We start from the raw sequence: 13,290 nt of genomic DNA on the forward strand, positions 1-13,290 counted from the left end.
CTCTTCTACTCTCCCGGACCACGTCTTCTTTTTCGCGATTTAAACAAGATGTCGCTTGGACTCTCCTTGAACTCTTTTGCCAATGCATTGACCTGCTCGGAGAGGATCTCCATATCAACCAGTAATGGCTCAAAGATCTTTTTGATATCATAATCTCCACGGTCAAGGCTCTTCTCTACTTTAAGGGTCATACGATTGAAGTTCTGTGTGGTCTCCCTTAGTTTTTTCACTGCAGGTATCGTTTCATCACCCAACTCGGTAAAGACCTGGGTAATGGCATCAACATCATTATTGAGATTCTCCACTGCGGTTTTAAATGCAACTACAGTACTGTTTGTTTCATCAAGCAGCAAGGATCCTTTGGCACTCAGAACTTCGGTATTCTTAAGTATTCTGCCGAACGTTTCAATATTTTCATCACTTAAAAGCTTGTCCGTTTGTTCAAGCAGGTGGACAAGACGTACAGTAAGCGTTCCGATATCCTTTTTTGTTGCATCAAACCAGGAGGATGAGGATTTGATCACCGGAATATACTCTTCAGTCGGTTTAAGGGTTTTGGCTTCATTACTGCCCCCCTCTATCTCTATATTAAGCAGTCCCGTCACTCCGACGAGTGACGTATGTGCTATCATATCTTCTTTAATGGGAATACCCTGTTTGATACTCAGAAGGATCTCTACACGTTCTACATGCTCAGGATCGATACGTATCTCTTTGACACGTCCTATATCGACACCTCTAAGTTTGACTACAGAATCTTTGGAGAGTCCCGCAACCGATTCATACATATAGATCTTGTAGAGATCATATTTTTGCTGCAGACCATACTTGGCAAGCCAAAATGAGAAACCGACCAGTCCGATGCCGAACAGGAGTACAAACAACCCCACAACGGTATAGTTGACTCTACTGTACATTCTTCTCCCCCTCTTTTAGCTTGTCTGCAAATTTCTCTTTGGTATATTCGTTCTTGAAGAACTCCTCTACAAACGGATGGGTTGAGCGCAACACCTCTTCCAAAGGCCCCTGTGCAACGACCCGTTTGTCTGCCAGGACAGCCATACGATCGACAATATTGGAAATACTGTCAAGATCATGTGTGATCATAACAACGGTAATACCCAACATCTGTCGTAATTCTACAATAAGTTTATCAAAATTACGCGCGCCGACAGGATCGAGTCCCGATGTAGGTTCATCCAAAAAGAGCAGCTTTGGCTCCATGGCAAGTGCACGGGCCAATGCAGCACGCTTGATCATCCCTCCGCTCAGTTCAGAAGGATAAAGCGCACCGACATGTGCATCAAGCCCTACCAGTGCAATCTTTGAACGTACCAGTCGGTCTCGCATTTTCTTGCTAATTTTCGTATATTCCTTAAGCTGTATTTCAATATTCTCGGCAACAGTCAACGAAGAGTAAAGCGCACCGAACTGGAAAAGTACACCCCACTGGGCACGTAACTTTTGAGCATCATCATAGCTGATCTTTGCAAGTTCATGCCCCAGTACTTTCATACTGCCTGCACTGGGCCGCATCAGCATGATCATCTCTTTCATCAAAACCGATTTCCCTGCGCCGCTCTCTCCCAATATACCATAGATCTCGTTTTCATCTATATGCAAAGAGACACCGTCGTGGATGGTGCGCTCACCAAAACGTGTCACAATGTCTGTTGCCTCGATGACCGGACTCATAGATCCAGCTCCGTATATATCACTGAGAAGAGTGCATCAAAGGCAATAACAAGGAAGATGGCGTTGACCACAGAAGCAGTTGTGTGCAAACCGATACTCTCTGTATTGTCAGAAACCTGAAACCCCCTGAAACAGCCAATAGATGCAATGGCAAAAGCAAAAACCGGTCCTTTGATAATACCCAGTATATAGTGTTTAACCTCCAATACTTCATAAAGCCTGCTGATAAACATATCGAAGGAAATATCAAGCTGCATTACGGAGGCGACCATACCTCCGAAGATCCCGACGATATCGGCAAAAAAGATCAATAGCGGCAGTGTGATCATCAAGGCAAAGATACGTGGCAAAACCAGAAAATTATAGGGGTCGAATCCCATTGTCCGCATTGCCGAGATCTCCTCAGTGATCTTCATCGCACCGATTTCAGCAGTATAGGCAGAACCACTCCGTCCGGCTATAACGATCGCGGTGATCATAGGACCAAGCTCACGTACAATAGAGATACCCACTGTATCGACAATATAGATATCTGCACCGAATTTTGCCAATTGGACTGCTCCCTGGTATGCGATGACCATTCCCACAAGAAACGAAGTCAGACCTATGATCATAAGTGCATTGAACCCGGAGTGGTAAATATGATAGACGGTCTCTTTGAAACGTATGTTCCCCGGGTGTCTGAGCTCATAGAAAAAAGTATAGGAGAGCTGTCCGAGAAAGGTGATGAAGTCTTTAATGTCACGAAGCAGTTCGACCGTTGCTTTTCCAAGCTCTTCAAGAAACCCCTCTTTTCTCGGCGGGATCTCTTCGACCATATGTTCCCGAAGCAGATCGTACATTTTTTTCTGACTCTGGGTATATCCTACGATCTCAACACTGCCTTGAGACTGGAAATGTTTGAGATATTCGATAAAGAGCAATACACCTGAACTGTCAAAATCATTTACACCGGAGAGATCCCATACGATACGTTTGGTCTGTGGTACCGTTCTCAACATCTCCTCGATCACCGGTACGGTCTGGAGTGTCCATTCTCCCTCTGCTTTAAGCTTAAGCTGATCCTGATCTTCCTGCCAAGTGATAAATTCCCTGTTCATATCTTTAATTATAGGTAAGATTAGATTAAGTTTTGGTATAATCATTGTAAATTAGACTTTGAGGCATGGTATGAAGAACTTCGGCTTGAGTATTTGGGGAGATGACAACTTTGTGATCGATGGCGAGACCATCAATATAAATTACGCGTCAAAACCCTCACTGCTGCAGATTACACAGGATATCAGGGAAAAAGGCTACAAGGGTCCTCTGCTTCTCCGTTTCCCGCATCTGATCCAGAAACAGATCTCCACACTTTTCAAAACCTTCGAAAAAGCAAAAAAAGAGTTTGACTATCAGGGCAGTTTTCATGCTGTTTTCCCTCTCAAGGTCAACCAGTTCCCCAATTTCGTCCATTCACTCATGGAAGTTTCCGACGGATACAATTACGGACTTGAAGCAGGAAGCAAAGCAGAACTGATCATCGCTATGGCAAAAACCCCTATCGGAGCCCCTATCACTGTCAACGGATTTAAAGACAAAGAGATGATCTCCTTGTGTTTTATTGCAGCCAAAATGGGGCATAATATTACTGTGACCATCGAAGGGCTGGGAGAACTTGAAACGATCATTCAAGTCAACAAAGAGTTCAACGACAAAGCGGAAAACCCTATCAGTCCGAAGATCGGTGTACGTATAAGGCTGCACAGTTCAGGTATCGGTATCTGGGCAAAAAGCGGCGGCTACTCCTCCAAATTCGGCCTCACTTCTACCGAATTGCTTGAAGCCTATGAAATGCTTAAAGCCAACACTCTCCTGCACAAACTCTGGATGATCCATTTTCATATCGGTTCCCAGATGGGCGACATCGCACCGCTTAAAAAAGCTCTCAGAGAGGCAGGAAACATCTATACAGACCTGAAAAAAAGAGGTGCAAATGCACTGGGAGCCATTAATATCGGAGGGGGACTTGCCGTTGAGTACTCACAGCATACACATAGCCAGGAACGCAACTACTCCCTTCTTGAATTTGCCAATGATGTTGTCTACCTGATGCAGGAGATCTCCAAACGCAAAGGGGTCGACGAACCCGATATCTTTACAGAGTCCGGCCGTTATATCGCTGCATCACACTCTGTACTTGTTGCACCGGTACTTGAACTCTTTTCCCAGGAGTATACAGAAAAAGGATTACGTTTAAAAAAGAAAAACCCACCGCTTATTGAGGAGCTTTATGATCTCTATAACAATATCAAACGAAAAAATGCAAGAGAGTATCTCCACGATGCGCTTGATCATATGGAGAGTCTCTTAACGCTCTTTGATCTGGGGTACATTGACCTTGAAGACCGTTCCAATACCGAAATTCTCGTCAACCTCATTATCAAAAGATCGATCGCCCTGCTTAAAAATGAAGGAACGGACGAACTGAAAAAACTTCAGGATCGGATACAGGAGAAATATCTGGTCAACTTTTCAGCATTCCAGTCCCTGCCGGACTTCTGGGGACTTGCACAACACTTTCCTATTGTCCCGCTGGACAAGCTCGATGAAAAACCGAGCAATCCTGCAAGCATCTGGGATATTACCTGTGACAGTGACGGAGAGATCGGTTTCAACCGGGAACTGCCGCTCTATCTGCATGACATTGATATCTCTACAGAAGAGTATTTCATAGGGTTTTTCCTTACCGGTGCCTACCAGGAGGTATTGGGCATGAAACACAATCTCTTTACACACCCCACAGAAGCCGTGATCAGTTTCGATGAAGACGGCAACTATGTGATCGATAAACTGATAGAGGCACAGAATCTCATGGATGTACTTGAAGATCTGGAGTACGATACCAATATCATCGACAAAGCGCTTAAATACCGTATCGAAGAGTCTGAAAAGATCTCTTTGGAAGAGAAACGGGAACTTTTGGGAAAACTTTATCTCTATTTAAGTGAAAACAGTTATCTTAAAACCATTCAAGCTATCAGTGAAAGTAATCAAGGAGTCCAAGCGTGAATGTTTTCAAACTGATCAAAGAGGATTTTGCCAATGTCAAACGCAATGATCCTGCACTTCATTCCACTTTTGAACTTTTTTTCAATTATCCTGGTCTTTGGGCGCTTATGTTCCATCGTATCGCACACTGGTTCTACGGCAAAGGCCTGCGTTTCATCCCGCGACTGATCTCAGCGATCGGAATGTTCCTGACGATGATAGATATTCACCCTGCCGCAAAATTCGGACGCAGGGTTTTCATAGACCATGGAGTAGGAGTTGTCATCGGAGAGACTGCGATCATCGGTGATGATGTTCTCATCTATCAGCAGGTAACGTTGGGCGGTGTAAGTACCACCAAAGGGAAACGGCACCCTACACTGGGGAACAATGTCGTTATCGGTGCAGGTTCCAAGGTACTTGGGAACATCACCATAGGGGAGAACTCCAAGGTTGGAGCAAACTCCGTTGTGGTCAAGGATGTACCGCCCAACTCTACAGCCATCGGCATCCCTGCGCGTGTCCTTAAACGCGGCTATGACAAAAGCCCGCTCAGTCATGACAAGATTCCCGATGTCAACAAAGAGATATTTGAGTATCTTCTCAGACGTATCGAAGTCCTTGAAGCAGCACTTCCCAAAACCAAACAGGAAAAGATCAAAGAAAAAGACCATGAGCTTGAAGAGCTGTATGACAACTTCATCCATTCAATGGATTGATCCACATCCAAGGCAGGACAACAGTAAAAGATACTCTCTCTGATATGATACAAAATACACCATTTATACCATAGTCTCTCCCTTTGGTCTGCCATTTTAGTCCCTTGTCAAGCACTTTTAGTTATAATATTTATCATTTTTTTTACTAAAGGTTTTTGTATGTTGTTATCAGACCGTATTCAGACACTGTCACCGTCACTTACCATCGCCATCTCATCTTTGGCAAGGGACCTTAAAGCCCAGGGCAAAGATGTCCTTTCGTTCTCAGCAGGAGAACCGGACTTTGGAACACCACAGCGCATCAAAGATGAAGCGATCAAAGCGATCAATGAAGGCTTCACCCAATATACTGCCGTTCCCGGCATCCCTGAGCTTCTTGAAGCGGTTGCTGCCAAACTCAAAAGAGACAACGATCTTGAGTATGCTCCTTCCGACATTATTGTCAGTAACGGTGCGAAACAGTCTCTTTTCAATCTCTTCCAGGCAACACTGAACCCTGGTGATGAAGTGATCATCCCTGCCCCGTACTGGGTAACCTACCCTGAACTTGTCAAATATGCCGGTGCCATACCGGTAATCATTGATACCAATGAGATCAACGGATTCAAGATCACAGCAGAACAACTCAAAGCAGCCATTACCACAAAAACGAAAATGCTCATCCTCACTTCTCCGTCCAACCCGACAGGTTCTGTCTACAGCAAAGAGGAGCTGGAGGCTTTGGCTGAAGTACTGAAAGAGACCGAGATCATCGTTGCATCGGACGAGATGTATGAAAAGCTGGTTTACGGTATCGACTTTACTGCAACAGCAGGCATTTCTGAAGATATGTACCAAAGAACCGTCACCATCAACGGTCTGAGCAAATCTGTAGCGATGACAGGATGGCGGTTCGGATATCTGGCAAGTCCGAAAAAAGAGCTTATTGCCGCTATGAACAAACTCCAGAGCCAAAGTACTTCCAACATCAACTCCATCACACAAAAAGCGGCGATCCCTGCTTTACTTGGTGAAGTAGATGATGAAATAGAGATGATGAGGGAAGCCTTTGAAAAACGTGCCCAGGAAGCGGTCAGACTCTTCAATGAGGTAGACGGACTCTCTGTGATTGCACCGCAGGGGGCATTTTACCTCTTTGTGAATATCAAAGATATCTCAAATGACTCTATAGAGTTCTGTAAAGAGTTGCTTCAGGAAACCGGTGTTGCCGTTGTTCCAGGTATCGGCTTTGGAAGCGAGGGCTACTTCAGATTCTCCTTTGCAACCGATATCACTACCATACGCGAAGGTATCCGACGTATCGAGAAGTTCGTCAAGCAGAAAAAACAGGCCTGATACACTTTTTCAACGGCAGCTCTCCTGCCGTTCCCCTCTCATCAAAGGATCCTTTCCATGAGACTTTTCCCAAAACCCCTTATTCTCTCTTCTCTTTTGCTCTTTGCCCCGCTTTCTGCAGAAACTGCCGGAAACGAACAGGTCGACTTCTCTATGGTCATCAGCGGAGGTGTCAGTCTGGGCGCCTATGAGTCAGGCTACAACTGGGCAATGGTCAAAGCACTGGGAGAGATCAGGCACTCTCCAAAATGGAATATCGATCCGGTACTCCGCTCTGTAGCAGGTGCCTCTGCAGGATCGATCAATGCCCTGCTTACTGCTGCCTACTGGTGCCAAAAAGAGTCTGTTCCCTATCAGAACACGGTCGAAGAGAACCTTTTTTATGAAACATGGGTGAATCTTGGTCTGGAAAACCTCATCATCAAAGGAAATGATCCGGAGAACAAAAGCACGCTCTTCAGCCGCAGGGTCCTGCGGGAGAAGGCAGAAAATATCATGCAGTATCTGGAGAAACCCATTTTCCGTGAGGGATGCGAAGTACCTATGGGGTTTGCCGTGACCAAGGTCACACCGATCATCGAAGAGTTCCAGGGCATCAAAATCAAAAATCAGAACTTCTCTGTCCCGTTTGACTTTACAGTCAAAAAAGGAAAGGTGGTCATAGAGAACAAACTGATGCCCAAAGAGAGTACCAGTTTCTACCTCTCCATCCCCGGCATTGAGAAAGACCACAGAAAGATCACAGATGTACTCTTTGCCTCATCAGCCTTTCCCGGTGCTTTTCAGCAAGTGAAACTGCACTACGAGTATAAAGGAAAAGTGCGTCACAGTTACTTCATAGATGGGGGAGCATACGATAACATCCCTCTGGGGCTGGCTACGGAACTGAACCCCAAAGCAGATCTCTTTTTATTCATGGACCCAAACAATATGCGTAAAGAGGCGCCTCTGCCTGAAGATGAAGAGGAGAAACCACCCATAGGTTTCTTTGCATCAAGTGCCGGAACACTCTCCTCGTCAGTTGAGATATTTCAGCAGATGAAACTATACCAGGCGATCAACCGCTATTTTAGAGGACATCCCGAACGAAAACTGATACTCTCTTCACGCTACCACCCTCTTACTGCCGGCTTTCTTGAGCACTTCGGTGCCTTTCTGGACAAGAACTTCCGCCTCTACGATTATCATGTCGGTGTCTACGATGCCGTCTACCAGCTTGCTGCAAAACTGAGAAAGAAAGGCTTCTTCCCGCATCTCTCCCAGACAGAGGTCATGGACAAGATCATGCAGAAGCTTGAAATAGACAAGAGCAAAGAGGCTTACACTGCCTATAAGTTCTTCAAGGCAACAGAGTTCAAAAAGACAAAACCGGAGAAGAACAACCGCTACGCTGCGATCTATTACGCCTTTGACCTGAAAACAGCCGACAGCAAGCGCTACACATCAGAGGCATTCAAACAGTTCCTCTCCAGACTGGACATGCGTTACCTGCCAATCAAAAAAGGCTCTTTCCTCTACTATGCCAGAAAAGATACTGAACACTGGTACAACCGCCCTTTACGCTACCTTGTCAACCGTATTACCTATCTGGAGAACGAACGTGCCAAAGTCTATCCCGATTACAGATCCACAGCAAAAGTATTGGGAATAGGTGCATGGCTTGTCTCAGATATGCTCAAAGAGAAGGACGGCTGGAATATCCTGCCGATCAATGTACCTGATGTTCCTGCCCAAAAGCACTTCAGAAATGCTCTCAGACTCATCCCGACCGAGTTCTCCACCGATACGGTCAACGGAGGCTTCTCTTTCGCCTATGAAGGCTACTGGTACCACAAAATGGCACTCCTTGACGGTCTGGACTTCAAAGCCTCCTATAATGTACATGATGAGGGTGGAGACTTTATACGTTTTGATTCCGATCTCTTTACAGAGTATAACGACTTTCTAAAGGCAGGGGCGGGACTCAGTCTATTCGGGAATCTTGAAGGTGCTTTCTACGAGCGTGATACCGCTTATGGGACCAATCTCTATATCGATGTCATGGATATCTTCAGAATGACCTATGTCAGACGGCATGGAGATGTTCAGAACAATGACTATTTCTATCTGGGTATTGAGAATATTCCCAGTCTCATCTATTGGCTGAGCCGATAATCTCCTATCGTTTTTTTGTCATTTTCTCCATTCCAAACCATACGGCACCAATAATGGAGAAGAGTACCAAGGGAGCGATCCACGGTTTCTCTTTGATCACACCGAAAAGTGCAATGATCGTTTCACTGGCAAAATAGGCACTCAGGCCAATCGTAAGTACAAAAATAACCGAAGCGAATATATTGAAGAAGACAAACTTTTTGAAGTCATACTTTGCCAATGCCATGGAAAGCGGTACCAGTGTCTTTACTCCGTAGATGAACTTCTGTATGAAGATCGCCGCAACACCATACTTTCGCATGATCAGTGTAGCAAGCGCCAGTTTCCGCTTATGCTTGGCAAAATAGGGCTGTATCTCCTTTTTCTGGTACTTTCCCAGATAAAAAAGAAAATTGTCTCCCATAAAATTCGCTATGGCCGCAACTGTCAGAGCCATTGCCAGATCCATATGTCCCATATAGGAAAATACCCCTGCTGCCGCCACAATAAAAAAAGAACCGCCAAAAGAGAAAAAGGCAACCGCTAAATATCCCCAGGTCTCCAGTGAAGAAAAATCCATATATATATCCTAAGTTTAAGTTGGCAAAATCATACCAAAACATTATTAACACACGATCGATCATCACGTTTGCGCCTTCTGCTAAACACTATCACTGTCTCTATGCGCTATAATCACATTTATGTTAAGTACACTGCTCTCTATCATATTTGTATATGTATTCATACTGCTTGGCTATCTTGCCAAACGGATCTTCAAAGAAGATATGCATACCAAAACACTGACCCTGATGTCTGTTTACTTTCTCCAGCCCTTTGTCACAGTCTGGGGATTCAGTACAGCAAAACTGCATACAGAACATATTTTTGTACCGCTTCTCTATCTGGCGATCATTTTTGTACTCCTTTTGCCAACCATCGCCCTCGGCAAACTCATATTTACAGATATTAAAGAGCGTGCTATCTTCTCAATAGCAGGTTTTGTCGGCAATACAGGCAATATAGGTATCCCTCTTGGTATTGCACTTTTCGGGGAACAGAGTGTCATCTATACCACACTTATCAACATTGCCAATGTTTTTGTGGTCTACATTATCGGTGTCTACATCTACTCACGTGGTTCCTTCAGTGTCAAAGCTTCTCTTCTGAATATTATAAAGATACCGATCATCCCCGCTTCAATGATTGCAATATTTATAAATATTAACAATATTGACCTCACGCCTCAGCTGGAAGAGTTCTTTAAAATGGGAGCTTATGCCGGTATTGTTCTGCAGCTCTTTTTACTGGGAACGTTTCTTCAGGGCATCAGGGTACATGAGCTCCATTCCAGACTCTTTGTCGGTACGATGACCCAGAAGTTTTTCATTGTCCCCCTCTTTACTGCGGTCGTTCTGCACTTTACTGATTTGCCGCCGATGGTACAGGGGGTACTTTTCATGGAGATGATGGTACCGCTTGCCGTTGCCAATATCAACCTTGCCTCTCTCTATGACTGCCGTCCCAAAGATGTGACCTCTCTGATCCTCATCAGTACCCTTCTCTTTCTCCCTATTCTTTTCATATTGACAAATATTATACCCTTTTTCTATCCTTCTCTGCATTAGTTTGTGGTACAATAATTCCACTATTTTTCAAGGAGCTTTTCTATGTCTACAAAAACCCTTATCATCGGTGCCGGAGGTGTCGGGAACGTCGTTGCTTTCAAGTGTGCAATGAATGCAGAGACTTTCGGAGAGATCACACTTGCAAGCCGCACAAAAAGTAAATGTGACGATATAGCCAAGAATATCAAGAAAAAAGTAGGTGTCGAGATCTCTACGGCAGAGGTAAATGCAGACTCCGTACCGGAACTTGTAGAGCTGATCACCAGAACAGAGGCGGACATCGTGATCAACGTAGCACTCCCCTACCAGGACCTTACCATCATGGATGCATGCAGACAAACATGTGTCGACTACCTCGATACGGCCAACTATGAGCATCCGGATACAGCAAAATTCGAATACAAGGAACAGTGGGCAAGGGACAATGCCTTTAAGCAGGCAGGTATCATGGGACTGCTCGGAAGCGGTTTTGATCCGGGCGTGACCAATGTCTTCTGTGCCTATGCCCAAAAGCACTACTTTGACGAGATACACACCATCGACATCCTCGACTGCAATGCCGGTGATCACGGCTATCCTTTTGCAACCAATTTCAACCCGGAGATCAACCTGCGTGAAGTGAGTGCCAAAGGACGCTACTGGGAGGATGGAAAGTGGATAGAGACCGAACCGATGGAGATCAAACAGGTATGGGACTACCCTGAGATCGGACCAAAAGACTCCTACCTGCTCTACCATGAAGAGATGGAGTCCCTGGTCAAACACATCAAAGGGCTGAAACGTATCCGTTTTTTCATGACCTTTGGAGAGAGCTATCTGACACATATGCGATGCCTTGAAAATGTCGGTATGCTGAGTATCGAACCGATTGAACACAAAGGATGCAAGATCGTACCTATAGAGTTTCTCTCTACCCTGCTTCCTGACCCTGCCAGCCTCGGTCCGAGAACCCAAGGTAAGACAAATATCGGTATCTTTGCCAAAGGTATCAAGGATGGAGAGCCCAAAACGCTCTACATTTACCAGGTCAGTGACCATCAGAAGTGCTATGAAGAGGTGATGAGCCAGGCAGTCAGCTACACCACAGGAGTACCTGCCATGATCGGTGCAAAGCTGATGCTGGAGAAGAAGTGGTACGAAACAGGCGTACACAACATGGAAGAGTTCGATCCCGACCCTTTCATGGAGGAACTCAACAAACAGGGGCTGCCGTGGCAGATCATGGAGCTTGATGCAGATGCAACACTGGAAGTGAAAGCATAGTCTTGGAATTCGGATTCCTTCTTAAAAAGCTCATTTCTCTTTTTTTAATGCCTCTTCCCATTGGCATACTGCTGACAGGAGCCGGGCTTTTTTTTCTCTACCGTTCACATCTGAAAAAAGCCCGTCTCTTCATACTTTCAGGTATGGTATGGCTGTTTGTTTTTTCCTACGCTCCTTTAGGCAACTGGCTGCTTTACCAGGTGGAACAACGCTACGCTGCACTGCTTAGCCCGCCAAAAGAGATCAGGTACATCTATGTGCTGGGGAACGGACACCATACCGATGAAGCGTTGCCCATTACTTCACAAGTAAACAAAGAGGCAATAGTAAGGCTGACAGAAGGTATACGGCTCTACCGTCTGCTTGACGGCAATGCCAAACTTATCGTCTCAGGCTATAGCGGACTCTTCGACCCGACCCCCCATGCACTTATGCAGCAAAGACTTGCCCTGGCACTGGGCATTCCAAAAGAAGACATTATTACACTCTCTGAACCTGAAGATACACAAGCCGAAGCAAAAGCCGCCAGAGCCATAGCAAAAGAATCCCCTCTGGCAGTGGTGACATCCGCCTACCATATGCCCCGTGCTCTCAAATGGTTCGAGCATGAGGGGCTCACCCCCTATCCGGCACCGACCTACCATCTGGCAAGTATTGAACACCCCCACTATCTGGGTATATTTTCGGCTGATGCACTTGAAAAATCCACTATCGCCTTTCATGAGATCATCGGCATGATATGGCAAAAGGTCAAAGGAGTATAAATGCACTTTACCGGTTTTCCAAAAGAGGGACTCGCCTTCCTCGACCAGATCATCGTCAACAACTCCAAAGAGTGGCTGGATGCCCACAAAGAGAAGTATGAACGTTTTATCGTTACTCCCAACAAAGCCTACGTCGAAGAGATGGGTGAACACCTGCAGATACTTGTTCCCACGATCAATGCCGTTCCCAAAACAAACAAATCCCTTTTTCGCATCTACCGCGATGCACGTTTTCATCTGAACGACCCCATCAAGACCCGCATCGGGATCATCATCTGGCAGGGGGCAGGTCATCGTATGCAAAGCAGCAGTTTCTATATGCATTATGACCCGCAGGAGATCTTTGTCGCCACCGGTATACGCAATTTCAAACCTACCCTGCTGAAAACTTACCGCGAATATATCCGGAACGATGAGAGAAGAAGCCGGCTGCACAACATTCTCGAAGGCCTCAGGGCAAAAGGCTACCGACTCCCCGAACCCAAATACAAAAAAATGCCAAGAGGCTGTGAGACTGACGATACCTACAGCTATCTTTACAAAATGGGCGCGATCTATGCCTACACAACCTTTCCTCCCGATGAAACATTTCATTCCGAAGCTCTCATTGACAGAAATTTTAAAATTTATGAGGATATGTTTGAGTTGCAACAGTGGGTTTATGAACTGACACTCCGCTGTGATACAAATGCAGATCTCTTCAGATAACCGATCCACACCCTCTGC

12 protein-coding genes are annotated in these 13,290 nt (G+C 45.5%); 8 read left to right on the top strand and 4 right to left on the bottom strand.

The window, feature by feature from the left end:
* Nucleotides 1-5 precede the first annotated feature (5 nt).
* The 3 genes from IMZ28_RS06940 to IMZ28_RS06950 are packed head-to-tail and all read right to left on the bottom strand — an operon-like array spanning nt 6 to nt 2,795.
* Entirely contained in the window at nt 6-917 is a 912-nt protein-coding gene (locus tag IMZ28_RS06940; RefSeq protein ID WP_197547864.1) for an MlaD family protein, read from the bottom strand.
* On the bottom strand, nt 907-1,695 hold the full coding sequence (locus IMZ28_RS06945) for an ABC transporter ATP-binding protein (protein ID WP_197547865.1): 789 nt from the start codon (nt 1,693-1,695) through the stop codon (nt 907-909). Before IMZ28_RS06945 ends, IMZ28_RS06940 begins: the two co-directional genes overlap by 11 nt.
* Nucleotides 1,692-2,795 carry an ABC transporter permease gene (locus IMZ28_RS06950; RefSeq protein WP_197547866.1) on the bottom strand — a complete coding sequence of 368 codons (1,104 nt, stop codon included), beginning with the start codon at nt 2,793-2,795 and terminating at the stop codon, nt 1,692-1,694. Before IMZ28_RS06950 ends, IMZ28_RS06945 begins: the two co-directional genes overlap by 4 nt.
* Nucleotides 2,796-2,865: 70 nt before the next feature.
* On the opposite strand from IMZ28_RS06950, the gene speA reads away from it, so the two are divergent.
* The 4 genes from speA to IMZ28_RS06970 all read left to right on the top strand — a co-directional run bounded on the left by speA (nt 2,866) and on the right by IMZ28_RS06970 (nt 8,933).
* Entirely contained in the window at nt 2,866-4,746 is a 1,881-nt protein-coding gene (speA, locus tag IMZ28_RS06955) for a biosynthetic arginine decarboxylase (RefSeq protein WP_197547867.1), read from the top strand.
* The gene (gene cysE / locus IMZ28_RS06960; protein WP_197547868.1) at nt 4,743-5,444 is read left to right on the top strand and encodes a serine O-acetyltransferase; all 702 of its coding nucleotides are present in this window, start codon (nt 4,743-4,745) and stop codon (nt 5,442-5,444) included. The genes speA and cysE overlap by 4 nt, the downstream gene beginning before the upstream one ends.
* Nucleotides 5,445-5,606: 162 nt before the next feature.
* Nucleotides 5,607-6,779 carry a pyridoxal phosphate-dependent aminotransferase gene (locus IMZ28_RS06965; RefSeq protein ID WP_269472909.1) on the top strand — a complete coding sequence of 391 codons (1,173 nt, stop codon included), beginning with the start codon at nt 5,607-5,609 and terminating at the stop codon, nt 6,777-6,779.
* Between the two features lie 57 nt (nt 6,780-6,836).
* Nucleotides 6,837-8,933, top strand: coding sequence for a patatin-like phospholipase family protein (locus IMZ28_RS06970; protein WP_197547870.1), 2,097 nt, complete (start codon nt 6,837-6,839; stop codon nt 8,931-8,933).
* A gap of 4 nt (nt 8,934-8,937) precedes the next feature.
* On the opposite strand, the gene IMZ28_RS06975 is transcribed toward IMZ28_RS06970, so the two are convergent.
* A complete protein-coding gene (locus tag IMZ28_RS06975) occupies nt 8,938-9,492 on the bottom strand; it encodes a DedA family protein (RefSeq protein WP_197547871.1) in 555 nt (184 codons plus the stop codon).
* A gap of 121 nt (nt 9,493-9,613) precedes the next feature.
* Between IMZ28_RS06975 and IMZ28_RS06980 the strand changes: the two genes are divergently transcribed.
* Genes IMZ28_RS06980 through IMZ28_RS06995 form a run of 4 tightly spaced genes read left to right on the top strand, consistent with a single transcriptional unit; the run spans nt 9,614 to nt 13,272 of the window.
* Nucleotides 9,614-10,537 carry an AEC family transporter gene (locus tag IMZ28_RS06980; RefSeq protein ID WP_197547872.1) on the top strand — a complete coding sequence of 308 codons (924 nt, stop codon included), beginning with the start codon at nt 9,614-9,616 and terminating at the stop codon, nt 10,535-10,537.
* Between the two features lie 42 nt (nt 10,538-10,579).
* Nucleotides 10,580-11,800: a saccharopine dehydrogenase family protein gene (locus IMZ28_RS06985; protein WP_197547873.1), complete on the top strand. Its 1,221-nt coding sequence runs from the start codon at nt 10,580-10,582 to the stop codon at nt 11,798-11,800.
* Between the two features lie 2 nt (nt 11,801-11,802).
* Complete coding sequence (locus IMZ28_RS06990; RefSeq protein ID WP_232087433.1) at nt 11,803-12,564, top strand: ElyC/SanA/YdcF family protein; 762 nt, start codon at nt 11,803-11,805, stop codon at nt 12,562-12,564.
* Nucleotides 12,565-13,272 carry a TIGR02453 family protein gene (locus IMZ28_RS06995; protein WP_197547874.1) on the top strand — a complete coding sequence of 236 codons (708 nt, stop codon included), beginning with the start codon at nt 12,565-12,567 and terminating at the stop codon, nt 13,270-13,272.
* Nucleotides 13,273-13,290: the final 18 nt, after the last annotated feature.

It is taken from the genome of Sulfurovum indicum (genome assembly GCF_014931715.1).
Lineage (GTDB): Bacteria > Campylobacterota > Campylobacteria > Campylobacterales > Sulfurovaceae > Sulfurovum > Sulfurovum indicum.

What these genes read in the sequence shown, in the direction of transcription:
- speA (WP_197547867.1), top strand. Translation starts at nt 2,866, where the DNA reads ATGAAGAACTTCGGCTTGAGTATTTGGGGAGATGACAACTTTGTGATC.
- IMZ28_RS06995 (WP_197547874.1), top strand. Translation starts at nt 12,565, where the DNA reads ATGCACTTTACCGGTTTTCCAAAAGAGGGACTCGCCTTCCTCGACCAG.
- IMZ28_RS06945 (WP_197547865.1), bottom strand. Translation starts at nt 1,695, where the DNA reads ATGAGTCCGGTCATCGAGGCAACAGACATTGTGACACGTTTTGGTGAG.
- IMZ28_RS06975 (WP_197547871.1), bottom strand. Translation starts at nt 9,492, where the DNA reads ATGGATTTTTCTTCACTGGAGACCTGGGGATATTTAGCGGTTGCCTTT.
- IMZ28_RS06950 (WP_197547866.1), bottom strand. Translation starts at nt 2,795, where the DNA reads ATGAACAGGGAATTTATCACTTGGCAGGAAGATCAGGATCAGCTTAAG.
- IMZ28_RS06980 (WP_197547872.1), top strand. Translation starts at nt 9,614, where the DNA reads ATGTTAAGTACACTGCTCTCTATCATATTTGTATATGTATTCATACTG.
- IMZ28_RS06940 (WP_197547864.1), bottom strand. Translation starts at nt 917, where the DNA reads ATGTACAGTAGAGTCAACTATACCGTTGTGGGGTTGTTTGTACTCCTG.
- IMZ28_RS06985 (WP_197547873.1), top strand. Translation starts at nt 10,580, where the DNA reads ATGTCTACAAAAACCCTTATCATCGGTGCCGGAGGTGTCGGGAACGTC.
- IMZ28_RS06970 (WP_197547870.1), top strand. Translation starts at nt 6,837, where the DNA reads ATGAGACTTTTCCCAAAACCCCTTATTCTCTCTTCTCTTTTGCTCTTT.